At 68.0% G+C, this 24,276-nt stretch carries 23 protein-coding genes and 1 pseudogene; 5 read left to right on the forward strand and 19 right to left on the reverse strand.

What is annotated here, in order from left to right; translation table 11 throughout:
• Position 1: 1 nt before the first annotated feature.
• The 14 genes from M5E06_RS22395 to M5E06_RS22460 form a co-directional block, all read right to left on the reverse strand.
• A complete protein-coding gene (locus M5E06_RS22395; RefSeq protein WP_252140076.1) occupies positions 2 to 1,489 on the reverse strand; it encodes a sigma-54-dependent transcriptional regulator in 1,488 nt (495 codons plus the stop codon).
• A 30-nt stretch (positions 1,490 to 1,519) separates the two neighbouring features.
• On the reverse strand, positions 1,520 to 1,861 hold the full coding sequence (gene hypA / locus M5E06_RS22400; protein WP_252140077.1) for a hydrogenase maturation nickel metallochaperone HypA: 342 nt from the start codon (positions 1,859 to 1,861) through the stop codon (positions 1,520 to 1,522).
• Positions 1,854 to 2,687, reverse strand: coding sequence for a [NiFe]-hydrogenase assembly chaperone HybE (locus M5E06_RS22405; RefSeq protein WP_252140078.1), 834 nt, complete (start codon positions 2,685 to 2,687; stop codon positions 1,854 to 1,856). Before M5E06_RS22405 ends, hypA begins: the two co-directional genes overlap by 8 nt.
• Positions 2,684 to 3,553: a hydrogenase expression/formation protein gene (locus tag M5E06_RS22410; RefSeq protein WP_252140079.1), complete on the reverse strand. Its 870-nt coding sequence runs from the start codon at positions 3,551 to 3,553 to the stop codon at positions 2,684 to 2,686. Before M5E06_RS22410 ends, M5E06_RS22405 begins: the two co-directional genes overlap by 4 nt.
• Positions 3,550 to 3,993, reverse strand: coding sequence for a thioredoxin domain-containing protein (locus tag M5E06_RS22415; protein ID WP_252140080.1), 444 nt, complete (start codon positions 3,991 to 3,993; stop codon positions 3,550 to 3,552). The genes M5E06_RS22410 and M5E06_RS22415 overlap by 4 nt, the downstream gene beginning before the upstream one ends.
• A gap of 5 nt (positions 3,994 to 3,998) precedes the next feature.
• Positions 3,999 to 4,310, reverse strand: a complete 312-nt coding sequence (locus tag M5E06_RS22420) for a HypC/HybG/HupF family hydrogenase formation chaperone (RefSeq protein WP_252140081.1) — start codon at positions 4,308 to 4,310, stop codon at positions 3,999 to 4,001.
• 15 nt (positions 4,311 to 4,325) lie between these two features.
• Positions 4,326 to 4,976, reverse strand: coding sequence for a HyaD/HybD family hydrogenase maturation endopeptidase (locus M5E06_RS22425; RefSeq protein ID WP_252140082.1), 651 nt, complete (start codon positions 4,974 to 4,976; stop codon positions 4,326 to 4,328).
• Positions 4,977 to 5,447: 471 nt separating this feature from the next.
• Complete coding sequence (locus tag M5E06_RS22430; RefSeq protein WP_252140083.1) at positions 5,448 to 6,911, reverse strand: nickel-dependent hydrogenase large subunit; 1,464 nt, start codon at positions 6,909 to 6,911, stop codon at positions 5,448 to 5,450.
• 4 nt (positions 6,912 to 6,915) lie between these two features.
• Positions 6,916 to 7,926, reverse strand: a complete 1,011-nt coding sequence (locus tag M5E06_RS22435; protein WP_252140084.1) for an NADH-quinone oxidoreductase subunit B family protein — start codon at positions 7,924 to 7,926, stop codon at positions 6,916 to 6,918.
• Positions 7,923 to 9,278 carry a sensor histidine kinase gene (locus M5E06_RS22440; RefSeq protein ID WP_252140085.1) on the reverse strand — a complete coding sequence of 452 codons (1,356 nt, stop codon included), beginning with the start codon at positions 9,276 to 9,278 and terminating at the stop codon, positions 7,923 to 7,925. Before M5E06_RS22440 ends, M5E06_RS22435 begins: the two co-directional genes overlap by 4 nt.
• A 44-nt stretch (positions 9,279 to 9,322) precedes the next feature.
• On the reverse strand, positions 9,323 to 9,532 hold the full coding sequence (locus M5E06_RS22445) for a DUF1656 domain-containing protein (RefSeq protein WP_109151982.1): 210 nt from the start codon (positions 9,530 to 9,532) through the stop codon (positions 9,323 to 9,325).
• On the reverse strand, positions 9,529 to 11,616 hold the full coding sequence (locus tag M5E06_RS22450) for an FUSC family protein (protein WP_252140086.1): 2,088 nt from the start codon (positions 11,614 to 11,616) through the stop codon (positions 9,529 to 9,531). The genes M5E06_RS22445 and M5E06_RS22450 overlap by 4 nt, the downstream gene beginning before the upstream one ends.
• A gap of 10 nt (positions 11,617 to 11,626) precedes the next feature.
• Positions 11,627 to 12,544 carry an efflux RND transporter periplasmic adaptor subunit gene (locus tag M5E06_RS22455; RefSeq protein ID WP_252140087.1) on the reverse strand — a complete coding sequence of 306 codons (918 nt, stop codon included), beginning with the start codon at positions 12,542 to 12,544 and terminating at the stop codon, positions 11,627 to 11,629.
• Between the two features lie 91 nt (positions 12,545 to 12,635).
• Positions 12,636 to 13,088 carry a MarR family winged helix-turn-helix transcriptional regulator gene (locus M5E06_RS22460; RefSeq protein ID WP_252140088.1) on the reverse strand — a complete coding sequence of 151 codons (453 nt, stop codon included), beginning with the start codon at positions 13,086 to 13,088 and terminating at the stop codon, positions 12,636 to 12,638.
• 69 nt (positions 13,089 to 13,157) lie between these two features.
• On the opposite strand from M5E06_RS22460, the gene M5E06_RS22465 reads away from it, so the two are divergent.
• The 3 genes and pseudogenes from M5E06_RS22465 (at position 13,158) to mazG (ending at position 16,072) form a co-directional block, all read left to right on the forward strand.
• Complete coding sequence (locus tag M5E06_RS22465) at positions 13,158 to 13,670, forward strand: hypothetical protein (RefSeq protein WP_252140089.1); 513 nt, start codon at positions 13,158 to 13,160, stop codon at positions 13,668 to 13,670.
• 250 nt (positions 13,671 to 13,920) lie between these two features.
• A pseudogene (locus M5E06_RS22470) lies at positions 13,921 to 15,091 on the forward strand (IS30 family transposase).
• A gap of 171 nt (positions 15,092 to 15,262) precedes the next feature.
• A complete protein-coding gene (gene mazG, locus M5E06_RS22475; RefSeq protein WP_252140090.1) occupies positions 15,263 to 16,072 on the forward strand; it encodes a nucleoside triphosphate pyrophosphohydrolase in 810 nt (269 codons plus the stop codon).
• 4 nt (positions 16,073 to 16,076) lie between these two features.
• Here the strand turns inward: mazG and M5E06_RS22480 are convergent, their stop codons facing one another.
• From M5E06_RS22480 to crtI, 5 genes are read right to left on the reverse strand one after another with little or no spacing between them, the layout of a single operon-like run.
• Positions 16,077 to 17,189 (reverse strand): sulfotransferase family protein, encoded by a 1,113-nt coding sequence (locus M5E06_RS22480; RefSeq protein WP_252140091.1) that lies wholly within the window; start codon positions 17,187 to 17,189, stop codon positions 16,077 to 16,079.
• Positions 17,186 to 18,337 (reverse strand): glycosyltransferase family 2 protein, encoded by a 1,152-nt coding sequence (locus M5E06_RS22485; protein ID WP_252140092.1) that lies wholly within the window; start codon positions 18,335 to 18,337, stop codon positions 17,186 to 17,188. Before M5E06_RS22485 ends, M5E06_RS22480 begins: the two co-directional genes overlap by 4 nt.
• Complete coding sequence (locus M5E06_RS22490; protein ID WP_252140093.1) at positions 18,334 to 19,149, reverse strand: lysophospholipid acyltransferase family protein; 816 nt, start codon at positions 19,147 to 19,149, stop codon at positions 18,334 to 18,336. Before M5E06_RS22490 ends, M5E06_RS22485 begins: the two co-directional genes overlap by 4 nt.
• Positions 19,150 to 19,180: 31 nt before the next feature.
• The gene (locus M5E06_RS22495; protein WP_252140094.1) at positions 19,181 to 20,707 is read right to left on the reverse strand and encodes a phytoene desaturase family protein; all 1,527 of its coding nucleotides are present in this window, start codon (positions 20,705 to 20,707) and stop codon (positions 19,181 to 19,183) included.
• A complete protein-coding gene (gene crtI / locus M5E06_RS22500) occupies positions 20,704 to 22,257 on the reverse strand; it encodes a phytoene desaturase family protein (protein ID WP_502802003.1) in 1,554 nt (517 codons plus the stop codon). The genes M5E06_RS22495 and crtI overlap by 4 nt, the downstream gene beginning before the upstream one ends.
• Positions 22,258 to 22,365: 108 nt before the next feature.
• Between crtI and M5E06_RS22505 the strand changes: the two genes are divergently transcribed.
• Both M5E06_RS22505 and M5E06_RS22510 read left to right on the forward strand, forming a co-directional pair.
• Positions 22,366 to 23,793, forward strand: a complete 1,428-nt coding sequence (locus tag M5E06_RS22505) for an aldehyde dehydrogenase family protein (RefSeq protein ID WP_252140096.1) — start codon at positions 22,366 to 22,368, stop codon at positions 23,791 to 23,793.
• A gap of 14 nt (positions 23,794 to 23,807) precedes the next feature.
• Positions 23,808 to 24,269 carry a DUF4126 family protein gene (locus M5E06_RS22510; protein ID WP_252140097.1) on the forward strand — a complete coding sequence of 154 codons (462 nt, stop codon included), beginning with the start codon at positions 23,808 to 23,810 and terminating at the stop codon, positions 24,267 to 24,269.
• The last annotated feature ends 7 nt before the right edge of the window (positions 24,270 to 24,276 follow it).

Consider the following 24,276-nt stretch of genomic DNA (forward strand, 5'->3'; position numbering starts at 1 on the left):
ATCAATGCCGCTGCGCCGGCCCGCGCTCGATTCCGTAGCGCTCAAGCTTGGCGCGCAGGCCCATGCGCGACAGGCCGAGCTCGTCGGCGGCCTTGCTCTTGTTCCAGCGGCAGCGGACCAGCGTTTCCATCAGGATGCCGGCCTCCACCCGCTCGATCCGTGACTTCAGCGGCCCGCCCTGGCCGATCAGGTCGAGCGGCGGCAGCGGTCCGTCTTCCGGCGACGCCGGGCGGGCGTTCAGTGCCGCACCGCGCAGCACAGGGTCGGACAGCAGGTCGGCGCCCAGCGTCTCGCCCTCGCACAGCACCAGCATGCGCATGATCTCGTTCTGCAACTCGCGCACATTGCCGGGCCAGCCATAGGCCTCCAGGCAGGCCAGCGTGTCGGGGGCGAAGCCGGTCACCGGCTTGCCATGGGCGGCGGACAGCCGGTCCAGGATGTGGCGGGCCAGAACCGGGATGTCGTCCGGCCGGTCGCGCAGCGGCGGCATGGTCAGCGTCATGGTGCTGAGCCGGTAATAGAGATCCTCGCGGAAGCGGCCGGCCTTCACCTCGGCGGTCAGGTCGCGGTGGGTGGCGGCGACCACGCGGACATCGACCCGCCGCGTCTCGTTGGACCCCACCGGCCGGATCTCGCCCTCCTGCAGGAAGCGCAGCAGCCGGACCTGGAAGGCCGGGCTGATGTCGCCGATCTCGTCCAGGAAGATGGTGCCGCCGTCCGCCTGCTCCAGCAAGCCGACACGGTTGGTGTGGGCACCGGTGAAGGCGCCCTTCTTGTGGCCGAACAGCTCGCTTTCCAGCAGTTCGTCCGGGATGGCGCCGCAATTCTCGCAGTAGAAGGGCTGGTCGGAGCGCGGGCTGCCGTAATGGATGGCGCGGGCCAGCAGTTCCTTGCCGGTGCCGGTCTCGCCCAGTACCAGCACGGGCACGTTGAAGCCGGCCACCCGTTCCGCCTGCCGGCAGACCTCGTCCACCGGGCTGTCTTCGGCACGGATCAGGCCGTCGAAGCGGTAGGACTGGCGCACCCGCTCCCGCTTGGTCGCGACGCGGGTCTCGGCCAGCGGCGGCAGCAGCTTCAACTCGCTGGTCAGCCGGTCATGCTCGCGCTGGAGCTGGTACAGCTTCGCCGCGTTGCGGGCGGTCAGCAGCAGATGGTCGGGGTGCCAGGGCTTGGTGATGAACTGGTGGATGCCGGCGGTGTTGATGGCGCCGATGATGTCCTCGGGGTCGATGTAGCCGGTGATGACGATGCGCACCACGTCGGGCCAGCGTTCGCGCACCTGGGTCAGGAACTCCACGCCGCTGACCTCCGGCATCCGCTGGTCGGAGAAGACCACCTGGATCCACTCGGTTTCCAGCAGGCGCAGGGCGTCTTCCGCCGACAGGGCGGTGAAGACCTCGAACTCCTCATCCAGCAGGCGGGCGATGACCTCGACGGAGCGCGGCTCGTCATCCACCACCAGGATGCCGGGGCGGGCGGGGTCGGTCATCGCGCAGAATCCTTCTTCATTCGACCTGCCTCACTCGACTTCGAGATCCTTGATCGTCATCTCGGTGCCGCCGTTCGGATGCAGCCGGCTGCCGCCACAGTGTGGGCAGGGCGACAGCCGGTCGTCCAGATCCACCGTGTCGTTGCAGTCGAAGCACCAGCCGCTGCCCGGCACCTCCAGAACCACCAACTCCGCCCCGTCGGCCAGCGAACCCCGCGTCACCACATCGAAGCCGAAGCGCAGAGCCTCCACCTCCACGCCGGCAAAGCGGCCGATCTCCAGCCGGACCCTGGTCACGCGGGCAAAGCCGTTCGCCCGCCCGGCCTCCTCCATCGCCTGGAGCAGGCTTTCGCAGAGCGCCATCTCATGCATCGGCGGCCTCTGCGGACCCCATGCCGAGCAGCGCCCGGCGGGACGGGCGCACCGGTTCAACTTGGGCCGGCGCCGGATCGGGCGGCGGTGCCAGTTCTTCCTCCCGCCGGCGGCGGATCTCGGCGGTCTGGGCGCCGTCTTCGCGGATGGAGGGGTCGAAGAGGGAGACCAGAGCCGCCGAGGCCGTTTCGGTCGCCTGGAGCATGGAGGCGAACTCGAACATCGGCGAGAACAGCGAGCAGGCCTTGTAGGCGCCAACGCCCTTGCGGTTGGCATGGACGAATTCGTAACGGCCGGACGGGAACTCGATCAGCTCCTTCGCGCCCGGCACCAGTTCCGACCACTCGTCGCCGTCTCCCGCCAGCAGGACGATGTTGAGGAACCAGGGCGTCACCAGCGCGCCGAGCCAGCGCTCGCCATGGCGGCGGAATCCCACGGCCTTCACCGCCAGCGCGTCGTTGACGATGGGCAGGCCGCGCATCTGCGCGGTGTGGATCTCGCGGAAGGCCGCTTCCAGCCGTGCGATGGTCTCGGTCGGCAGGGCAGGGCCGGCGTCCGCCAGCGGGACGGACGCCGCAGCCGCTTCGGCCGTCACCGCCTCGCCATCCAGCGCCATGAACTGGTCGCGGGCGCCGTCGCAGACCGGGCAGCGCCAATGGTCGGGCAGGGCGGCGAAGCCCGTGCCGGGCGGCACCTGCCAATGCTCGCAGCCCACCGCCGGGTCGTAGACGTGCCAGCAGATCTTGCATTCCATCCGGGTGGCCGCGCCGATGCGCGTGGCGTCGCCGAGATAGGAGCCCTCGAAGCGGGAGGCGGCGGCACTCATCGCACCCGCTCCAGATCGGTCGCCAGCGCGTCGAGGATCTCGGCCAGCCGTTCGGCGCTGTCGGCGATGTCCTCCGCCGCTGCGCAGACCACCGCCGGCACGTCGACGATCTCCACCGTGTCGAGGATCAGCGTGTCGACCGAGTTGTAATAGCGCACCCACCAGACATTCGGCGTCGCGGTGGCGGTGACGCGGCAATTGCCGTAGCCGCGCGACAGGATGGTGGTGGCACCCACGCCCAGCCGCTGCTCGATGAAGCTGAGGTCTTCGGGCGTGTGGGGCAGCAGGCTGAAATTCACCGCATGGGGAGCGTCGCCACGGCGCCAGGCGGCGCTGCGGTCCAGCAGTTCGGTCAGGATCGGCTGGCCGTTCATCAGCCCGGCCGGCGCCGGCCCTGCCGCCACCGGTGCAACGGCGGTGAAGGCGCGGTTCAGCGCCACCCGTGGGAAGCTGCCGACCAGCAGGCTTTCGCGCGTCGTTCCGTCACCGAAGCCACGCACACGCCAGACGCCGGCCAGCGACGCCTCCTGAATCTCCAGCCGGTCGCCGGCCCGCTCCACCTTGACCGCGACCTCGCCCTCGCCCAGCGCTTCATCGACCAGGGCCAGCACCGGGGCATCGAGATCATCAACCGGGATGCGGATTTCCTCGGCGGCCGACCAATCGGCGAGCGCCTCGTGGATGTGGGCCAGCACGGCGCGGGCGGCGGCGGCGCGGGCGGGATCGGCGATCTCCGGCACATGCGGTTCGTAGACGCGCATGCCTGACGGCATCGGCAGATATTCCAGCCCCTCTTCGGTCGCGTCAGGCTGGCTGCCGGGGCCGAAGCCGACCGGCGGATGGGTCATGCCGAACAGGGAACTCATGCCGCACCGCCTTCCGAAGTGCCTTCCAGGATCTCACCGATCCGCTGCAGATAATCGTTCCAGTCGCGCACGCGCGGGATGCTGCCCAGCAGCCGGTCGCCGCGCAGGAAGACCAGCGCCGGCAAGCTCATCATGCCGGTCAGGGCCAGGATCGCGCGCTCCGCCGCCTCGCCGGCCACCGCCGGGGACAGGCGCGGGTGCAGGGCGCGGACCAGCTCCGGCAGGATGACGGCGACGTCGGCGGTCTCGGCATTGCCCTTGCCGTGGCCGGGCAGGAAGACCACCCAATCCTTGGCCGGCCAATCCTTGCTCGAATCGTCCAGCCAGGGCCGGTCGTCGGCATGGTCGAGCCGCAGATAGCCATGGACATCGGTCAGCAGATCAACCAGCGGCGGCAGGGGCAGCCGCGGCTTGGCGGGCGGCGGGGCAAGGTCGGTCATGGGCGTCAGGCCTCCGTCAGGCCGGCCGCGCGGGCCGCCTCCAGGTGGGGGGGAAGGGTCGGTTCGCGGTCGGTCAGGTCGGCGAAGGCGCTGTCGAGCCGTTCCCCATCCAGCGCTGCGGCCATCGCCGCCAACGCGTCGAGGATCTGGGCAGCCTCATCGGGCTCCAGCAGGCGGCGCGCCGCGCCGAGGAAACCGAGCACCCAATCGCCGGGACTGGCCTCCGGGACCAGCGACAGGTCGATGACCGCCCCGTCCTCCGTCCGGCCAGCGACGCCGTCGACACCGGTCAGGCGCAGGGGAATGCCGATGCACATCGTCGGGCGCTCCGCTCAGGTCTCAGGGGCGGACAGCGCCGCCAGAATGCGGGGATCGCCGATGCGGCAGGCGTCTTCGGCACTCGGGCGCCCACCCTCATAGGCGTCACGGGCGATCGCCGGGGCGGCGATGTCGGCGGAGGCCGCAACGGGCGTGCCCTCCACGCCGAACTCGTCGCGCAGAAGAGTCAGGATGACGTCGATGGTGGGGGCGACCTGCGCGGCGACGGTGTCGGTCAGGCCGCCGCCGTAATCCTCCAGGCATTCCGGCTGGACACCGACCAGGATCAGCTTTTGCGGGCAGCGGCCGAGGAACATGGCGCTCGCCAGCACCTCCTGAAAGCCGGTCTGGTGCAGGCTCATCTTCTTGGCGCCGAGGAAGGCAGGCACGTCGTCGCCATGAAACACCCGGCGGGTGCCGGGCGGCAGGCCATAGTCGATGGCGTCGACCACGATCAGCGCGTCGGCGGTCTCCAGATGCGGCAGCAGGTACAGCCCCTGGGTCCCGCCATCCATCAGGGTGACGGTGTCGGGAAAGCGCCAATCGGCGGCCAGGCGCTCCACCGTGCGGACGCCGAAGCCCTCGTCGGCCCACAGGATGTTGCCGATGCCCAACACCAGGATCCGCGCCGCCCCGCGACCTCTTTTCTCCCCCCCCAAATCCATTCCCGTGCCCCGGCCTCTGTCCGATGGTGCGGCGCCCTGCCGCCGAACCTTCGTTCGTACAAGTTCCATGCCAGGAGCGGTGGTTCAGTCAGGTCATTGATCGGGCTGCATATTTCCGAACCCATCGCTCGATATAGCAGCGATTGTGGACATCAACATTACAGCATGCATGGCAAGTGGCAAGTTGGTTGCCACTCTGGCTGCACAGTTGCCGCAGAGGGCAACGGGCGATTGTTCGTGCTGGTCGAACGGTGAAATCAGGATCCGTGCGTTTATCCCAGACCTGCGCGGGATTAGATCTCTTCCAACAGGACGGACCATCTCCCGTCCGATGGAGGTTCAAATGGCACGCATGGTTTCACTTCTGATGTTCGTTGGCGTCATGTCCTACGCGGCGTTCATCGCTTCCTGACCACCGCCTTGTGATGGTGCTTCAGAGTCATCGGGCAAGAGACTGTTCAGGTTAGGATTTTAGTGCACCGTGCAGACCATGCAGGGGTCGAAGGACCGGACGATGTGCTGCACCGACAGCGGTGTGCGCTCTCCCTCCTGTACCGGGGCGCCGACCAGGGCCCGCTCCAGCGGACCGGGCACGCCGTCGAGGTCGCGGGGTGAGAAGTTCCAGGTGGTCGGGGCGATGATCTGATAGCCGGCGATGCGCCCGCGCTCCACCCGCAGCCAGTGTCCCAGGGCTCCCCGTGCCGCTTCCGTCAAACCCACCGCCTGGGCGCTGTCCGGCATCTCCGCCGCCACGCACCACGGGGCAGCCGGATCGATGGCGCGCAGCCAGCCTTCCATCGCGTCGGTGGTGCGCGCCAGTTCCAGCAGGCGGGCGATGACGCGGCTGCGTACCGAACCACCATCCTGCGCCACCAGTGCCCGGATCAGCGGATGGCCATCCACCAACTGCCGGGCGATCGCGCCAGTCTCATAGGGCAGGCCGGCCAAGCGTGGCGCCTTGCACCAGCTATACCCCGTTTCGTCCATTCCATCCGGCACGGTCGAGCCGGCGAAGGGCGGGTGCGGGCGGTCTTGCCCGGCCATCTGGCTAAAGCGGTGATGCTCCGCCACCTGATCCGGATCGAAGGGAGCATTCTGCCCGTCGGCGAAGGTACCGCAGCGGTAGAGATGCCCGCCCCCGGCATCGGGATAGGCGCCGTGGCTGAGGAAGCGTCCATAGGCGCGGCCGAGATGCGCGAGATCCAGAACCTCGGCAATCTCCAGGAACAGGCGGAAGTCACCGGACGGGCCGGAGACCCTCCAGCGCTCCAAATCCTCCGGCGTGCCAAGAGCCAGCACGCGCTCCAGTGGTGCGCCGAACAGGCTGTCTTCCAGGAAGCGGCGGAAACTGCGGACGGTGGCGAGCAAACGCACCCGGTCACGCGCATCCACCGCCCGCGTGACGCCGCCGGGCTGGAGCGTCAGCGTGTGCGGCCACTTGCCGCCCAGGATGCCCAGCACATGGAACAGCTCCGCCCGCGCCGAAGTGGCGCGGCGCACGGCACTGCCCTGGGCCGCTTTGAACCGCGCCTCCGCCTGATCGAACCAGGGACGCCCTTCATAGGCGGGCCGGGCGAAGTCGGGCATGAAGAAGAGGTGGAAATGGGTCAGATGGTCGGCGACATTCTCCGTCGCCGTCATCAGGTTGGTGGCGAGCAGGCCGTTCCGCGGCATCTCCAGCCCCATCACGCCGGCCAGGGCCAGCGCCGCCGCATGGCTTTGCGAGACGGAGCAGATGCCGCAGATGCGTGGCGCCACCACCAGCGCGTCCATCGGGTCGCGACCCTCCAGAATGCGCTCGAATCCGCGAAACAGCGGTGAATTCACATAGGCGGCAGAGACACTTGTGCCGGAAATCTCAAGTCGGACTTCAAGATCGCCCTCTACACGGTTGAAAGGACCGACGATCAGGCGGCGTTTGGGCTCTTCGCTCACCGGGTCAGCCTTTCCGGGTGGGGCGGACGGTGGGGGCGACGACGATGCGGTCGGCGGCGGCGTTGCGGCGCACCCGCTCCGGCGTCGCCGCCTTGGCGAGCGAGGCCAGCGCCACGAACCACGCCTTGGGCATGTCGGTGGGCAGGCCGATGGGGATGCCGGCGAATTTCGGTGTCTGCTGGAACGGGTGCCCCGGCTCCTCGAAGCCCGGCGCGGTGCAGTTGATGCAGGCATAGCCACCGCGGGTGCAGGACCCCTCGCCGTTCCACAGGCGGGTGTTGCAGTCGGCATGCGCCTGGGTGCCGAGACAGCCCATATGCTCCATCAAGCAACCGAGGTCGGACGGCTTTTCAGCGCTGGCCTTGTACTCGTAATATTCGTTGCGCGGGCAGCCATGGTGGACCAGATGGTCGGCGTAGAAGCGCGGGCGCTGGTAGACATCCAGGTCGGCGGCGGCAAGCGCATCCTCGGCTAGCAGCATCAACGTTTCGGTCACCCAGTTCGGATGGGTCGGGCAGCCGGCGACATTGACCACCGGCAGGCCGCCGCGCGCCCGGAACTCTGCGCCCAGGGCGCCGCCGCGCTGCGTGCCCTCATACTGCAGGCCGCAGGCGTCGGCGATGTTCTCGCCTCCCGCGGTGATGCCGCCGAAGGCGGCACAGGTGCCGACCGCGACCACAGTGCCGGCGACGGCGGCCAGATCGCGCGCCCAGTCGATGGTCGCCCGCCCGGTGCCCGCCAGCACATGGAAGCGCCCGGTGCCGTTCGGCCCGCGCAGAAGCGATCCCTCCACGCACAGCACGTCCAGCGCCTCGGCCCCCGACAGGATGCGCTCGAACAGGTCCACCGCCTCGGCCCCGCTTTCCTCCGACAGGCTTGGGTGCCAGAGCAGGCGGATGCCGGCGGTCTCCAGCAGCGTCATCAGCTCCGGCGATTCGGCACAGAGCAGCGACATGGTACAGCCGCCGCAGCCGCCCGATTGCAGCCACAGCACCGACAGCGGGCGCTCTCTCATCGCGCGTCTCCTTCCCGGCGCCCAGCCGCCGGCAGGGTGAGGGTGAACAGCGCCCCGCCGTCGGGATGGTTCGCGGCGGCCAGATCGCCGCCATGGTCGCGCACCAACTGGTAGCTGATCGACAGGCCGAGCCCGGTGCCCTTGCCGACCGGTTTGGTGGTGAAGAAGGGATCGAAAACGCGGTCCACGATGGACTCGGGAATGCCGTGGCCGGTGTCGCGGATGGTGACGACGACCGTTCCCGCCTCCTCCCGGCCATGCAGTTCCAGCCGCTTGACCGGCGCGCCGGACATGGCATCGATGGCGTTCTGGACCAGATTCATGGCGACCTGATGCAGGTGGCCGGGATGGCCGGCGATGTCCAGCGTGTCAGGCAGGTCGAAGACGACGGTCAGGTCAGGCATCTGCGCCTTGGCGACCCAGGTGACGGCGGAGCGAAGAAGTCCCGTCAGATCAAAGCGTTCCGAGGCGTGCTTCTGTTCCGATGAGAAGCGGCGAAGCTCCGCCACGATGTCGCGCACCCGCTCCGTCCCCTCCAGCATGCCGTCGAGCGTCGCCGCGGCGTCGGCGCGGGCGCGGTCGATGCGCAGCTCCTTGCGCAGGGAGGCCAGTTCCGTTGGCGCAGCCCCCTCATGCACGCGGTCGAGATAGGCGGTCATTCGGTCGACATAGCGGCGCATGGCATGGGCGTTGCCATAGACGAAGGAGATCGGGTTGTTCAGCTCATGCGCCACTCCGGCGACCAGCCGGCCGAGCGAGGCCATCTTTTCCGAATGGACGAGCTGCTGCTGGGTCTGCTTCAGCCCTTCATGGGCGGCGGCGAGGTCGCGGTAGGCGCGGCGCAACTCACCCACCGGCCGGCCGACCAGAACCAGCCCGATGGCGTGGCCGCGCTGGTCGTAGCGCACGGTGCTGTTGACTGCGATGGGGAAGGGGCCGGCCGGCCCGCGCAGGGAAAGTTCCACATCGCTGACCTCCTCGCGCTGAAGGGCGGCGCTGCACAGGCGGGCGAAGGCGGGATGGAAGGCGGGGTCGAGGAAATCGCACAGCGGCCGCCCGGTCAGCTCGCGCCCGGCACAGCCCAGCGCCCGTTCGGCCGCCGGGTTGGTCTGCTCGATCCGGCCGTCGCGGTCGCAGGCGATCAGAACGTCGGTCATGGAGCCGAGGACGCTGGCGATGAAGGCCTGCGCCTCCTCCAATTCGGCGTTCTTGCGTTCCAGCTCCACCTGTTGCGTCACGAGATTGGCATAGGTCTCGTCCATCTTCCGGATCACGTCGATCCAGGCGCTCTCGGCGTCGGCATCGGGCGTCATGCCGGGGATGGAAAATGGCTGCGACAGCGGGGCGGTCATGGCGCGCAGACTAGCACGCCGCAATCGTCATGGTGTGGACGATTTCAGGCGGACCAGATCGACCACAGCCCGGCAAGGCCGCTCAGCACCAGCACATAGAGCGCGAAGTCGAACAGCGGCGCGTGCCAGACCCAGCCATAGGCGCCGATGGCGCGCAAGCCCCGGCGCAGCAGCGCCGATACCGCCCAGGCCACCACGGCAAGGATCAGCAACGGCGGCAGGAACAGGCCGTAGACGTCGATTTCACCGATCATGCGCGTGCCCTTTCCTGATGCAGCGGCTCATGGGTCCCATCCGGGGCAATCGGCAGCGCCTCCAGGGCTGCGTCCGGGAACAGGCTGCGCCGCAGGGAGGCCAGCGCCACCACGGCGCGGTCGCGCTCGGGACAGGGTGGGGCTGCATCGATGGCCGACAGCAGATCGTCCATGCTGTCCAGCAGCTCGGCCGGCGCCGGGTCGGGCCGCTTGGCGGACAGGGCACGGAAATGGGCGGAGACGCCGCGCAGCAGACGCTCCAGAGCCGCCCCGCCGGCATGGCCCAGAACAGGGCGTGCCCGTTGAAGCTCCACCACGTTCAGTCCGACGCGCAGGTCGCGCACCGCGTCGATGGCGTCCACATCCACCGACCCACCGGCCTGCGCCAGCCGGGCCGACAGCAGCCCGACGCGGTCCAGCATGCGGCTTTCGAACCCGTCATTCGCCGGCACCCCGCCCATTCGCGCCAGATCGGCGATCTCGCGCCAGCCGATGTGCAGCATGCGCCGCGCGCTCCAGGCCGCGCCCACCGACCGGCACATGCGGGTGACCAGCATCGCCGTAACGATGCCGACGATCTGCCCGGTGCTGCTGTTCAGGAAGGAGGCGAAATCGCCGTTGCCGGTGTCGAGCAGGCTGAGCGAGCCGCCGACGCCGAAGATCAGCGCCATCGCCTTGCCCATTGTCGCCGGCCGGGCGACGAAGATGCCCAGGCCCACCAGCGTCGGCGCCAGGCACAGCACCAGCATGGGGAAGCTGTCGAAGGACGGCAGCACCACAAGCAGATAGAAGGCCGACAGCGGGATGGACGCCAGCGTGTAGACCAGGAACAGGCGGATGCCCGGCACGGGATCGTCGAAGGACGCGAAGAAGCAGGTGAAGACCGCCACCATCATCGCCGCCGCCGCCCCGGACGACCAGCCGGTCAGGATCCAGAAGGCGCAGACGGTGGTGATGCCCAGCAGGGCCGCCGCCGCCGACCAAGCCGCCATGCCCTGGTCAAGATGGAAGACGCCGCGGGAGCGCTTGCGGGCCAGCGGGTCGAGATGATCGGGCAGGTCGTGGTCGCCCGTTGCGATGTGCGCCCGCAGGTCCCGGCAGTCGCGGTGGATCTCCACCAGCGACCGCAGGCGCCGGATGAAGCTGAAGCGTGTCGCCGCCTGCCAGCCAGCCGAAGCCCGCCCCGCTTCCTCCGCTTCCAGCCGGTCGAGCCAGCCGATCAGCCGGGCGGCGTCCGCCGGATCCGCAGCCGCACCGGCAGCGATCCAGTCCCGCACGGCAGCCACCACCGGCGCCACATCCGGTGGTATCGCCCCGTCCGGCCGCCGCAACGCACCCAGCCGATCATGCACGGCGGTCAGCACCGGCAGCAGATAGACCATGCGGTCCTGCAAGGCCCGCATCGGCCGGGTCATCCAGCGCAGATCGGACGTGTCGTAGGGCAGGTGGGTGGTCATCACCCGCAGTTCGGTCAGGTCGGTCGCCATCCTGTGGCGGTCTTGCAGTCGCGTGTCGGTGGTGACCTGTTCCAGCGCGTCGAGCGTCCAGCGCTCTGCATCGCGTAGCGCGGCGTCCAGTTTGCCGAGCAGCACCGGTCCCATGCCGCGCGGCAGGATCACGCTGTGGATGACGGTGGCGCAGACGATGCCGAGGATGATCTCCTCCACCCGGGCCAGCCCGGTGTCGAAGATCACCTCCGGATTGGCGACGCCGGGAAAGACGATCAGCCCGGCGGTGTAGCCCGCCAGCATGAAGGCGTAGCTGCGCGGCGTGCGGTCCAGCAGCGAGATGAACAGGCAGCCGCCGACCCAAAGCCCGACCGCCAGCGACAGCAGCTCCGGCGCATTGACCAGTTCCACCGTCAGGACGATGGCGGCAATGCTGCCGACCACCGTACCGGCGACGCGATAGACCGCCTTCGACCGAACGGTGCCCGACAGCGGGCTCGACACCACATAGGCGGTCAGCATCGCCCAGAAGGGACGCGGCAGCCCCATGCCGAACGCTATGTAGAGCGCCAGCATGGAGGCGGCGAAGGACTTCAGCGAAAAGACCAACTCGTCGAGGGTAGGGGCTTTGGGCATCGCCTTGCGCTCACTGCCCGGCCGGCAGTTCGGCGACCTTCGGCGTTCCGTCGGGGCCCCCCACCACAGACACCGTCGCGGTGCGCCCGGCAACCATCTGGAGCGACTCCGGCACCTCGTCCAGGGCGATGCGCACGGGGATGCGCTGGGCCAGCCGCACCCAGTTGAAGGTCGGGTTGACGTTGGCGACCAGCCCGGTGCCCTCTGCCCGGTCGCGGTCGACGATGGCGCGGGTGATGCTGTCGATCCGCCCACGCAGTTCGGTGCTCACGCCCATGATCCGGACCGAGACGGGGGCGCCGATATGGATGCGCGGCAGCTTGGTCTCTTCGAAATAGCCCATGACATAGAAGGAATGGCTGTCGATCAGCGCCACGACCGCCTGCCCGGCGGCGACATAGTTGCCGGCCTTCATCTGCAGGTTGGTGACATAGCCGTCGACGGTCGCCCTCACCTCCGTACGGCCGAGGTTGAAGCGGGCGAGGTCGAGTGCGGCCTCCGCCTGCTTGGTTGCGGCGGCGGCCTTGGCCATCGCCGAGTTTACCTCCTGGCGCTGGGCGGTGGAGACGACGTTGTTGCCCAACTGCTCGTACCGGTGCGCCTCGGCGGTGCGATAGGCCAACTCGGCCTTGGCGCTGTCGAGGTTGGCCTGCGCCTGCTCCTCCGCCAGCCGGTAGCGGCCGGGATCGACGACGAACAGCACCTCGCCCTTGTGGACCAGTTGGTTGTCGGCCACCCGCACGTCGGTCACCAGCCCGGCGACGTCGGAGGAGATCTGGACGATGTCGGCGCGGACGCGGCCGTCACGGGTCCAGGGCTCGTTCATATAGTAATCCCACAGCCACAGTCCGCCGCCGACCGCCGCCACGGTCACCAGCAGGGTCACGGCGATCCGGGCCACGGCCCGGAAGGAAGGAAGAAATGTCACGGTCTTGGTTCCTTGATCACCGCACCGATACGGCCGGAGGCGCAGCGCGGCCGGTCCTGGCCGTGGCGCATCCCCGGAGAACACGCACCGGTCAGTTCTGTTCACGCTTGGCGTTGGCCTCGATGATGGAAAGCACGCGATAGCAGGCTTCCACATCGGCCTCCGTCGCCTCTGCCATCAACCGCTGGCGGACGTCGTTCAACGCGTCATTCACCTGAACCAACAGCTGACGGCCGGCGTCGGTCATGTGCAGGGTCTTCGCCCGGCGGTCCCAGGTATCCTCGCGCCGTTCCAGCAGCCCGGCCGCTTCCAGCCCGTCGAGAAGACGGACGAGCGACGGGCCTTCGACGCCCATCTCGTCTGCCAACTCGCGCTGCCGCAGCCCGTCGCCGAGCTCGGCCAGCAGCATCAGCGGCGCGATGGCGGAGGTGGAAAACCCGCTGTCCGCCAACACCTTGTTCGCCGCCCGCCGCCACAGATGGGAGGCGCGGAACAGGTGCAGACCGAAATTGGGGGGAAGGCGTAGAGGCTTATCTTGTAGCATCCCTATTTAATAGGTTTGCTATCTAAATCCGGCAAGGGGGCAGAGTGCGCCTGCGGTCCCGCTTGCCGCATGGCTGGATTGCTGCGGTGCGGGAGGGAAAAGGGCAGGCTATTTGTCGCGAGGTTGTATGCAGGCGCGGGCTTTCGCCTTCCCGGTGGCTGCGCTAGCCTCACAACCGTAAAACGTGGTGAGGGCTCCGTCGGCGTGAAGGACTTTCTGGAAGGCAATGCGTCGGGCGTGGTCGTGGTTGCCAAGCTGCCGTTGGATATCCAGACGCATCTGAAGGCGAAGACGATGCGCGTGCTTCTCTCATCCGACACGCGCGATTCCCATCAGAAGCATCGATGGACAAGTGAAGACTTCGACAGCCTTCAAGAAATTTTAGACAGCGGAGAAGTTCGGACCGACCGCGATAAACATGTTGTGGTTGCTCATCTCCACGGGGTTTGGCGATGTGCCATTCTCAAGGTGACCGGAAACCTGAATGAGGTCTATCTTTCGTCCTTGCACCGAATGCGCAAGAAGCAGGTGATTGATTTCCCCACAAAGGGAAACTTGGTCAGGGAAGCGAGGAAACTCTGAAGGGACAGGGCGTTGACCTGGGAGCGAAGCACCCCAGCGGACCCGAAGGCTACCCGGTATCGCAACAATTCACGTCAACGCCCTGCGGAATACAGTAGCGTCTTGTGAGACTTGGATCAAGCGGACCCAAATCGATCGAAGAGGTAATTTCCATAACGGAAGTTATGCGTCTACTAAGCGACTGCAGGTAGGTTCTATTCTGAAGTGCAACTTTCTTGTAATCACAGGGCTTTACGGGTCGTGAGCGCTGATGGGTGAACATTATTCGCAGATCGATTTCGCAGAGCGCCGCCGCATCCAGGACATGCGCGACGCCAAGATGCCGGTGACGGTGATCGCCGAGGCTTTGGGCCGTCACCGGTCGACCATCCACCGGGAAATCCGGCGCAACTTCTATCACGACCCGTTCCGGGATCGCTGGGGCCAGGAGTACAAGGGCTACTTCTGCACCAGCGCCCAGAAGTATGCCCGTGATCGACGCTCTCGGCGTCGATTGAAACTGACGCTCAAGCCGGTTCTGCGCGACCACGTGATCGCCAAGCTGCGCGAGGGCTGGTCGCCGCAACAGATTGCTGGCCGCCTCAAACTGGATGCTTCTGATGGCGCAACAGTGTCGCACGAGACGATCTACCGCTTCATCTATGGACCGGAAGGGAAAACCCTCAATCTCTATGCGCTTTTGGCCGTCGCCCGGCGTCGGCGCCGCAAGCGTATGGGTCGCAAACCACGCAGCAGTCCGATTCCCGCCGAGCGCTCGATCGCCAATCGTCCGGCCGAGGTGGAGACCCGGCAGAGTTTCGGGCACTGGGAATGTGACTTGGTGATCTTCAGCCCTCAGTTCGGAAAATCCAACATCACGTCTCTTCAGGAGCGTCAGAGCCGATACCACATCCTCATAGCCAATGAGGATCGTCGCTCAGCCGAGGTGATCAGCCGGATCGCAACAGTGCTTGGCAAATTTCCACATCATGCATGCCGGACCATTACTTTTGACCGGGGAACGGAGTTTCTGTCCTACAAAAGCCTATCGTTGGACAGTTACTTTTGCAATCCGCACAGTCCCTGGCAGAAAGGTGGCGTTGAAAATGCCAACGGACGTTTGCGGCGATATTTGCCTCTGGGCATCCCTGTAGCGGAGCGCAATGGCTCAGCACTTGCCGCCCTCGCGAAGCGGCTCAACAATACGCCACGCCGCTGCCTTGACTACAGGACGCCAGCCGAAGTCTTTGCGGTCAATCTGGCGGCTTCGAAGATCGGGCGGTGAATACCAGCTACGCCTGAGCGCCATGAGAGGCCGTGAAACCAGCAGGCCTCCCCTGCCCCGCCGCTCGCACCGGTGGGTCCACAGGCTTGATCCGCCATCGCGATGGAGGCGCGCGGATCAAGCCTATGGACTACCGGTACGAGCTCTCCTCTCCTGACGCGATCGATAAAAAGCAGGCCGCCCGATCAACAAAAACGTGTTGTCGCACTTCAGCTTGATTCCGCGGCAAGCTTGGAATGTCAGTGCCGGTGCGGCGAAACTTCCCCCGTCGCCGCCTGTCCGCTATCGTCGCGGACTTTCACCTCCCCGCAATCGGAGACGGCACGACATGACCCGCAACATCGACCGGCTGCTCGACGTGATGGCGCGGCTGCGGAATCCCGACGGCGGGTGTCCGTGGGATTTGGAGCAGACCTATCGCTCCATCGCGCCGCACACGATCGAGGAGGCCTATGAGGTCGCCGACGCCATCGAAAAGGACGACAAGGTCGCCCTGCGCGAGGAGTTGGGCGATCTGCTATTCCAGGTCGTCTATTACAGCCAGATGGCGCGCGAGGAAGGACTGTTCGATTTCGACGAGGTCGCCGGTGTCATCACCGACAAGATGATCCGCCGCCATCCCCACGTCTTCGGACCGGAGGAAGTGAAGTCGTCCGACCAGCAGACCTCGCGCTGGGAGGAGCACAAGGCGGCTGAACGGGCGGCCAAGGCTGCCGAGGAAGGCCGGGCGCCGTCGGCGCTGGAGGGCGTGATCGCCGGGCTGCCGGCGCTGACCCGCGCGCTGAAGCTGCAGAACCGCGCGGCGCGCGTCGGCTTCGACTGGACCGACGCCCGCGACATCCTCGACAAGATCGAGGAGGAGGTGCGGGAGTTGCGGGCGGAAATGGACGCCAATTCGGCTCAGGAACGGGTGGCCGATGAGTTGGGCGACCTGCTGTTCGCGCTGGTCAACCTCGCCCGCCGGCTGAAGGTGGAGCCGGAAGCGGCACTGCGCGGCACGAACGCCAAGTTCGAACGCCGCTTCCACCGCATCGAAGCCTTGCTGGCCGACGGTGGGCGCAAGCCGCAGGACGCCACGCTGGACGAGATGGAAGCCCTGTGGCAGCAGGCCAAGCGCGAGGAACGCGGCGAAGCCTGACGGCTCAATAGCCCCAGCGGTCGAAGGCGAAGGCCCAGCGCCGGCGTACGGCGCTGCGCGCCGGGTCCTCCAGATCATGATGGGCGCGGCGGTAGTCGCGCACGTCGGCGAGGTAGCGCTCGACCCGCGGCCGTACTGGTTCGAACGGGCCGAGATCGAGCCCGTCATAGACCTCGGCCAGCGTCGCCAGCGGATCGGCGACGAAACGGTCGTATCGGATTTCCACCAGCCGGCCGGGCGGCAGCAGCGCCCGGTCACGGTCGAACCGCGCCATCATCGCGGGATAGAGGTCCAGCACCAGCCCGTCGACCACCTGCGGATCATAGGATTGCAGCGAGAATTCCCGCAGCAGGGTCAGCAGCATGCGGCGGGTGGAGCTGAACACCTCGTACGGGTCGCGATGGATGTGGACGAAAACGGCGTCCGGTCGCAGGGCCAGCAACTCCGCCAGCTTGGGCGTGTGGGCCGGATTCTTGATCAGCAGGCGCCGGCCGCCGCAATAGATCTGCATCTTGGTCAGGTAGAGGTCCATCCGGCGGCGCCACAGGTCGATGGCTTGCGGCCGGCAATCCTCGAACAGCACGCCTTGGCGGAAGGCGCGGCGCAGATGCTTGGGGAAGAAGATGCCGTGGTAGTAGGACAGCGGCTGCATCAGGGCCAAAGCCAGTTCGTCCTCCTGTGGGGAGGTCGGGTCGACCGGCATGGCGTCGATGATGCGGTCGGGCGGCAGCCATTCCTCCAGCCTTGAGCGCCAGAAGGAACTCAGGCCGAGGAAGCCCCAGGGCAAGCCGACCGCCAGCGGATCGGGGGCGGCGAACCGCGGATCCTGGGCCAGCAGGTTCAGCAGATAGGTGGTGCCGCTACGCCAGTGGCCGAGGATGAACAGCGGCGGCGGCCCGGCGGACCTACCCTGCCCCGCCAGCCGCTTCACCCGCCGCTGCTCCAGCAGGTCGAACGGCGCGCGGATCGCGGCGGCGCCGGCGGCGGTCGTGACGCGGTGCAGGTGCAGCGGCCCCACACCGCCGCCGTCGCGCAGCACGGCTGCCAGCGTGGCGGCGTCGGCACCGGCCAGCGGGTGGAAGATGCGGTGCCCATTGCGGCGCAGCCAGGGGGTCATGACGCGTCCGACCCCGGCCCGGCCGGATAGGCCCTGCCCCGCCATTCCGCCGGCTTGCCATGACGGGCGCGCAGCAGCGCCACCCATTGGATCGCCAGCATGATGAGGATTCCGACCGGGTGCAGCAGGGCGCCGACGACGCTCTGGCGGAAGTGGACGGCCAGCAGCAGGCGGAAGATCACCCCGGCCACCGCCGCCATCCCGGCCAGGACGACCGCCGCAAAGGGCAGCGGGTGCAGAGCCGCCCAGCCCAGCAGAATCCAGGGAAGCACATGGCCGCCGAACAGCAGCAGGGTCCAGACCGGCAGGGCGACCGAGGTCGCCATCCCCTCCGTCGCGTTCTTGGAGAAGCCGGACCACAGCTCGCGCCAGCCGCGATACATCCGGCAGCGGGCAAGGCCGGTGGCGTCGAACAGGTCAGTGCCCTGCCCGGCCCGGCGGAAGGCGCGCGGCAGCGTCACCCCGTCATGCAGCGAAGCGGCGATGGCGGCATGGCCGCCAGCCTGAAGGTAGGAGTCCTTTCTCACCGCAATCAATTGGCCGCAGGCGGCGCCGAAGCGCGGGTCGGTGGACCGCCGCATCCCCGCTATCGGCAGGTAGCCCAGCAGCAGAAAATGGATCAGCGGGATCACCAGGGCCTCGGCCAGAGTCCCGGTCTCCTCGCGCGGGAAGCCGCTGACCAGACCGTTCCCACCCGACAGCAGGGCGCCGCTGGTCAGGCGGGCGGCGGCGGGGGACAGACGCACGTCGGCATCCTGGAACAGCAGCACGGGATAGCGCGCCAGACCGGCAAGCACCTGACAGGCATGCTGTTTACCGGACCAGCCCGGCGGCAGCGGCGGTGCAGGCTCCAGCCTCACGCGCGGATCGCGGGCAGCGATGCTGCGGACGATCTCCGCCGTGCGATCGGTGGAGTGGTCGTCGAGCACCACGACCTCCACCTCGACACCACGGCTGAGCAGCGCCGCATCGACGGCGGCGGCGATGCCGGCCTCCTCGTTCCGGGCGGGGATCAGGATGCTGACGGCGGTGCCCAGCGGCGGGGCAGCGGTCGGACGGCGATAGAGATAGAGGTTGAGGATCCCCTGCCCCAGCGGCAGCAGAGCCAGAACCAGCGACAGCCCGGCAGTCAGGTCGATGACGCTCATGGCCGTTTTACCTCCCGCTGCGGCATCGGCCTCTGCCCATCGTTGTGTGCCGCGGAGAAGGCTTGCCCGCCGGCCCAGGCCCGCGCCCGGCGCCATAGGTCGTAAACCCCGCCGATCCCCACCGTTCCCTCCATCAGCGTCAGGAAACGCGCCGGGTCGCGGCTTTGCGCGTCGAGCGCCAGTTGGTCCATCACCGCCTCCAGCCGCCCTTCCAGATCCGCCGCGATCTCCGGCACCGGCAGATCGGCGAAGCAGGCGGCCTCCATCGGCTCGCCGAAGCGAAGCAGAGCCTCCGGCGTGCGTTCGTCCCAGAACGGGTATTCGATGGCCAGCGGCACGACCAGGGCCGAGGGCATCCGGCGCACCAGATGGGCGATTCCCGGCCGCAGGGTCACCGGGCGGCGGCGCGGATCGGTGAAGGCGCCCTCCGCGGTGATCCACAGCATGGCGCGCGGATCGGCCAGGACATGCTCGGCAGTGCGCAGGAAGGTGACGGCCCCGGCTCGGCCGGGTTCCAGCCCGAACAGGCCGATCTGACGCATGAAGCGGTAGCGGCGCAGCATCTCCGCGTCGATCGGCCCGAAGCCCGGCCGGCCGCGGAAGCGGGTGGTCCCCATCACGATCAGCAGGGCGGGGTCCCACCAGGACGGGTGGTTCAGATAGACGATGACCGGCCGGCCCGGCGGCAGCACCGGCCAGCCCGGCCGCGCCAGCCGCATGGCATGGAAGCCGCGCCGCAGCCGCCGTGCCATGACGCCGCCGAAGTACCAGCAGAGAAACCGTGACCGTAACGCGACCGGATCGTCCGTCATGCCGTTCGTCAATCCCCTGGGCCGCCTTCCGTCAGGCCACGGCACGGGCGGAGCCGCGCATGTCCCGGTCCAGGCTGTCGGCGGCGATCCACCCCGACATCAGCACCATCGGCATGCCCGGCCCCGGATGGGCGGCCCCGCCGGCCAGATACAGCCCCTCGACATCGCGGGAGCGGTTGCCGGGCTTGAAGGCGCCCATGAAGCGGCCGTGGCTCGCCAAGCCGTAGATGGCGCCGTTCAGAACATTGTAACGGTCGTGGATGTCCTGCGGCGTCAGCACATGTTCGACCCGGATGCGATCTTCCAGATCGGCCATGCCGGCGGTGCGCTTCAGCTTGTCGAAGACCACGCGGCGATAGGCCGGCAGCATGCGGCTCCAGTCGTGGCGCGGGCGCAGATAGGGGGTGTGGACCAGCACATACAGCGCCTCACCACCCTTCGGTGCGACGCCGGGTTCGGTGCGGGCGGGGGCGGCGATGTAGCAGGTCGGGTCGGGTGCCGGCTCTCCCTGGCCATAGATCCAGTCGAACTCCTCCTCCGGATCGCGGGAGAAGACGAAGTCGTGGTGCAGAAGGTGATCGTAGGCACGGTCCAGCCCCAGATAGAACACCACGCCGGAACAGGCCGGTTCGTAGCTGCGGCGCTTGGAGAAGCGCTTGGCCGGCTGCCCACCCACCAGTTCCTGATAGGTCCGGACGGAATCCATGTTCGACACCGCTGCCGAAACCGGGATGCGCTCGCCCCCGTCGGTTTCGACCGCGACGACGCGCCCACCCTCCACCTGCAGTCGGCGGACACCGGTGTTGGTGCGGATGTCCACTCCCAGCCGCCCAGCCACCCGCTCCAGCGCCGCCGGCACCGCGCGAGTGCCGCCGATCGGGTACCAGACGCCGTCGTTAGTCTGCATATGGGCGATGGCGCACAGCACCGCCGGCGAGCCGTAGGGGGAGGAACCGACATACTGGGTGAAATGGTCCAGCATCTGCGCCGCCCGCGCATCCGGCACATGGTTGCGGATGGTGCCCGCCACCGTACTGCCCATCCGCAGGGCCAGCACGTCGGACAGGGTGCTGGCGTTGAAGCTGTTGCGGAAGTTCAGCGTGTCGCCCAGATCCTCCACCGACTTCCAGAAGAAGAAGCGTTCGGAGATGCCATGCAGCCGTTCCGACATCGCCTGGAAGCGGCGGTAGCCCTCCCCCGCCCCCTTTCCGGGCGCCAGCCGGTCCAGTTCGGCCGCCATGGTCCCGACATTCTCCGACAGGTCCAGCACCGTGCCGTCGTCGAAGAAGCAGCGCCATTGGGGCTCCAGCCGGACCATATCCAACTCGCGGTCGAGGTCGCAGCCGGCCTCTTCCAGGATCCGACGCAGGACGCGCGGCACCGTCAGGATGGTCGGCCCCATGTCGAACCGGAAGCCGCCATCCTCCAGCACCGCCGCCTTGCCGCCGACCCAGGCGTTCTTTTCCAGCAGGGTCACCTTGTGCCCGCGCGCCGCCAGCACCACCGCCGCCGCCAGCCCACCAAGGCCCCCGCCGATCACCGCGATCCGATCCGTCATGCCATCCCCCCTGCAACGGCCTGCCGCAGCATGCCGGACAAACCCATGGTCTTTGTGCGCCAGGGCGTCGGCAGGCCCAGTTCCTGGGCCAGCAGCCGCGCCGTGATGCGTGCGCCTTCGAAGATGACCGGCAGTCCGCTGCCGGGATGGGTGCCGCCGCCCACCAGATAGACGCCGTCCAGATCCTCGAACCGGTTGCGCGGCCGCCGGTGCAGCATCTGGTCCAGGCTGTGCGCCAGATTGAAGGTAGCGCCGCGATGCACCGCGAACCGGCTTTCCCAGTCGGCCGGCGTTACCACCCGTTCCACCCGGATGCGGCGCTCCAAATCGCCCAGCCCGAAGCCTGCCAGCCGGTCCAGCACGAGCCGGCGGTAGTGCGGCGCCTCCGCCTGCCAGTCGATGTGCCCACGCTGGTGGCCGACCGGAACGAGGATGTAGAGCGTGCTGCCGCCCGGCGGCGCCATCTCCGGATCGGTGACGCAGGCGTTTTGGACGTAAATCGAAGGCCGGCGCGGCAGTTCCCGGCACTCCTCGATCTCTGCGAGGTTGCGGGCGTAATCCTCCGCAAGATAGACGGTGTGGTGGTCCAGCCCGTCCACTTTGCCTTCGATGCCCAGATACATCATGAAGGTGGAGCAGGAGAATTTCTTGGTGGCGAGGCGGGCGTCGCTCCAGCGCCGGCGCAGGTCGTCGGGCACCAGCGTCGTCATCGCCCGCGCGAAGTCGGCGTTGATGACCAGTGCGTCGGCGGGATAGTCGCCGGCCTCCGTCCGCACGCCGACGGCGCGGCGGCCCTGGAACTTGATGTGGCGCACCGTCTCGTTCAGCCGCACGGTGACGCCCAGGCTTTCCGCCACCCTGCGCATCGCCTCCATCACCGCCTCCGTCCCGCCGCGGGGATGGAAGACGCCGTGTTCATGCTCCAGAAAGGACAGGATGGTGAACAGGCTGGGGCAGCGGAAGGGCGACATGCCCAGATACTTGCTCTGGAACGAGAAGGCGAGGCGGATGCGCGGGTCCTGGAAATAGCGGGACAGGTCGGCGTCCACCGACCGGTGCGGCGACAGCCTGCCCAGCGCCTTCAGCATCGGCAGCGAAGCCAGGGCCCAGGGGCTGGAGAAGTCGGATTCCAGAACCGGGCGGAAGCGCTCCATCTTCGCCCGGTTGTCGGCCAGGAAGCGCGGCAGACCTTCGGCGTCGCGCGGGCTGAGCTTGGCGATCTCCGCCATCAGCGCCGTCATCTGGGCCTGGACGCGCAACTCGCCGCCGCCTTCGAACACCAGCCGGTAGAGCGGGTCGAGGCGGATCAGGTCGACCTCGTCCGACAGGCGGCGTCCGCAGGCCTCGAAGATCTCCTCCAGAATGCGGGGATAGAGGAAGAAGGTGGGGCCGCTGTCGAAGCGGTATCCGTCCATCGAGAAGCCGGCCGACCGGCCGCCGACGCGGTCCTGGCGCTCCAGCACAGTCACCTTCGCACCCGTGAGCGCCAGGAGCATCGCGGATGCCAATCCGCCCGGTCCCGCGCCGATGATCACGACTTGTCGTTCCATGCGCTTGCCAAACGCTCCTGCGCTGCCGAACTCTGTCTTCGTGGTTACGCAGCCGGGTCGAAAATGGATCGCAACAACAGCCCCTCTCCTGAAGTCGTAACCCTTTCGATGAGCAATGAAAAATTTCGATCATCAGCTGAGTTTAAGGCATGGCACGCCCAAGACATTTCACTACGACTTTCGATTATTCGCGGACTTCGCCACCGTATTGCGGCCGGTGCCGAGAGGCTCGTGCGATCACTGGAAACTCGACCGGGACGGCATGCTGCGGAGAGCGTCAGTGCCGAAATCCTGCCGCTGGCGGAGGCCTGCCGATTCCTGGAACGCGAGGCGGCCGGCCTGCTGGCGCCGAGGCGGCTGGGCCGGCGCGGGCGCCCGGTCTGGCTGTTCGGGGTGGAGGCGGAGGTGCGGCGGGAACCGGTCGGCACGGTCCTGATCGTCGGGCCGTCCAACTACCCGCTGCTGCTGCCGGGCGTGCAGGCGGTTCAGGCGCTGGCGGCCGGCAACCGGGTGCTGGTCAAGCCGGCGCCGGGAAGCGGCGCACCGATGGTTCTGCTGGGAAAATGGCTGGAAGAGGCCGGCCTGCCGCCGGGACTGTTCCAGGTGCTGGACGAGTCCGCCGGGGCGGTGGGAGAGGCCATCGCCGCCGGCATCGACAAGCTGGTGCTGACCGGCTCGGCGGACACCGGCCGGGCGGTGGCGGAACGTCTCGCCCGCCATCTGGTGCCGTCGACGATGGAGCTGTCGGGCAATGATGCCGTCTTCGTTCTGCCGGGGGCGGACGTGGATCAGGTCGCGCGCGCGCTGGCCTTCGGCCTGCGGCTCAATGGCTCCGCCACCTGCATCGCGCCGCGGCGGGTCTTCGTTCCGCACGGGATGGCCGCAGGTGTGGAGGCCGCCTTGCTCCGCCAGATCGGCACCATTCCCCCGGTGCCGGTGTCCCTGCCGGTGAGACGTCGGCTCGCCGCCCTTGCGCACGATGCGATGGCGGAGGGCGCGCGTGCTCTGGGGAATCTACCGGAGGACGAAGCCCCCGCCATGACGCCGCTGATCCTAGCCGACGCACGGCCCGGCATGGCGTTGCTGCGCGAGGAGATCTTCGCCCCCGTCCTGTCGCTGGTGCCGGTGCGGGACATGGAGGAGGCGTTGGATGCGGCGACGCGCAGCCCCTACGCGTTGGGGGCGTCGGTCTTCGGGCCGGTGGCTCAGGCTCGGGAGTTGGCCGGGCTGATCGATGCCGGGACGGTGACGATCAACGACCTGATCGTGCCGACCGCCGATCCGCGCCTGCCCTTCGGCGGACGGCATGCCAGCGGCTGGGGCGTCACCCGTGGCGCCGAAGGGCTTCTGGAGATGACGCAGGTGAAGACCGTCTCGGTGCGCAAGGGGCGGTTGCGCCCGCATTTCGATGCTCCGCGCGAAGGTGACGACGCGATGATGCTAGCCGCTCTGCGCCTGTTCCATGGCGGCCCCGGCACCCGAATCGATGCGCTTCGGCAAATGGTGCAGGCGGTGCGCCGACGCTCCTCCAATTGATTGTGGATGACTGAATGTTTGCCCTGATCCTCGCCTTCCTGATCGGCGCCGTCTCCGGCTCGCGCACGCTGCTTGCTCCGGCCGCGGTCAGTTGGGCCGCCTATGGCGGCTGGCTCGACGTGTCGGGAAGCTGGTTGTTCTTCCTCGGACACCCGGTGTCGCCCTGGGTCTTCACCGTCTTGGCCGTGGTGGAGCTGATCGTCGACAAGCTGCCGACCACCCCCAGCCGCAAGCTGCCGTTTCCTTTCGCCAGCCGCATCGCCGGCGGGGCCATCGCCGGAGCTGCCATCGGGGCGAATGCCGGAGTCTGGGTCGGCGGGCTGGTCGCCGGCGGTATCGGCGCCGTCGCAGGCACGCTCGTCGGCTATGCGGCGCGCATGCGGATGGCCGCCGCCTTCGGCCGCGACCGCCCCGCCGCCCTGATTGAAGATGCGGTGGCGCTGATCGCGGCCGTTCTGATCGTCGCGGCGGCGTGACGGATCG

The sequence above is a fragment of the Azospirillum sp. A1-3 genome, assembly GCF_023806445.1.
Lineage (GTDB): Bacteria > Pseudomonadota > Alphaproteobacteria > Azospirillales > Azospirillaceae > Azospirillum.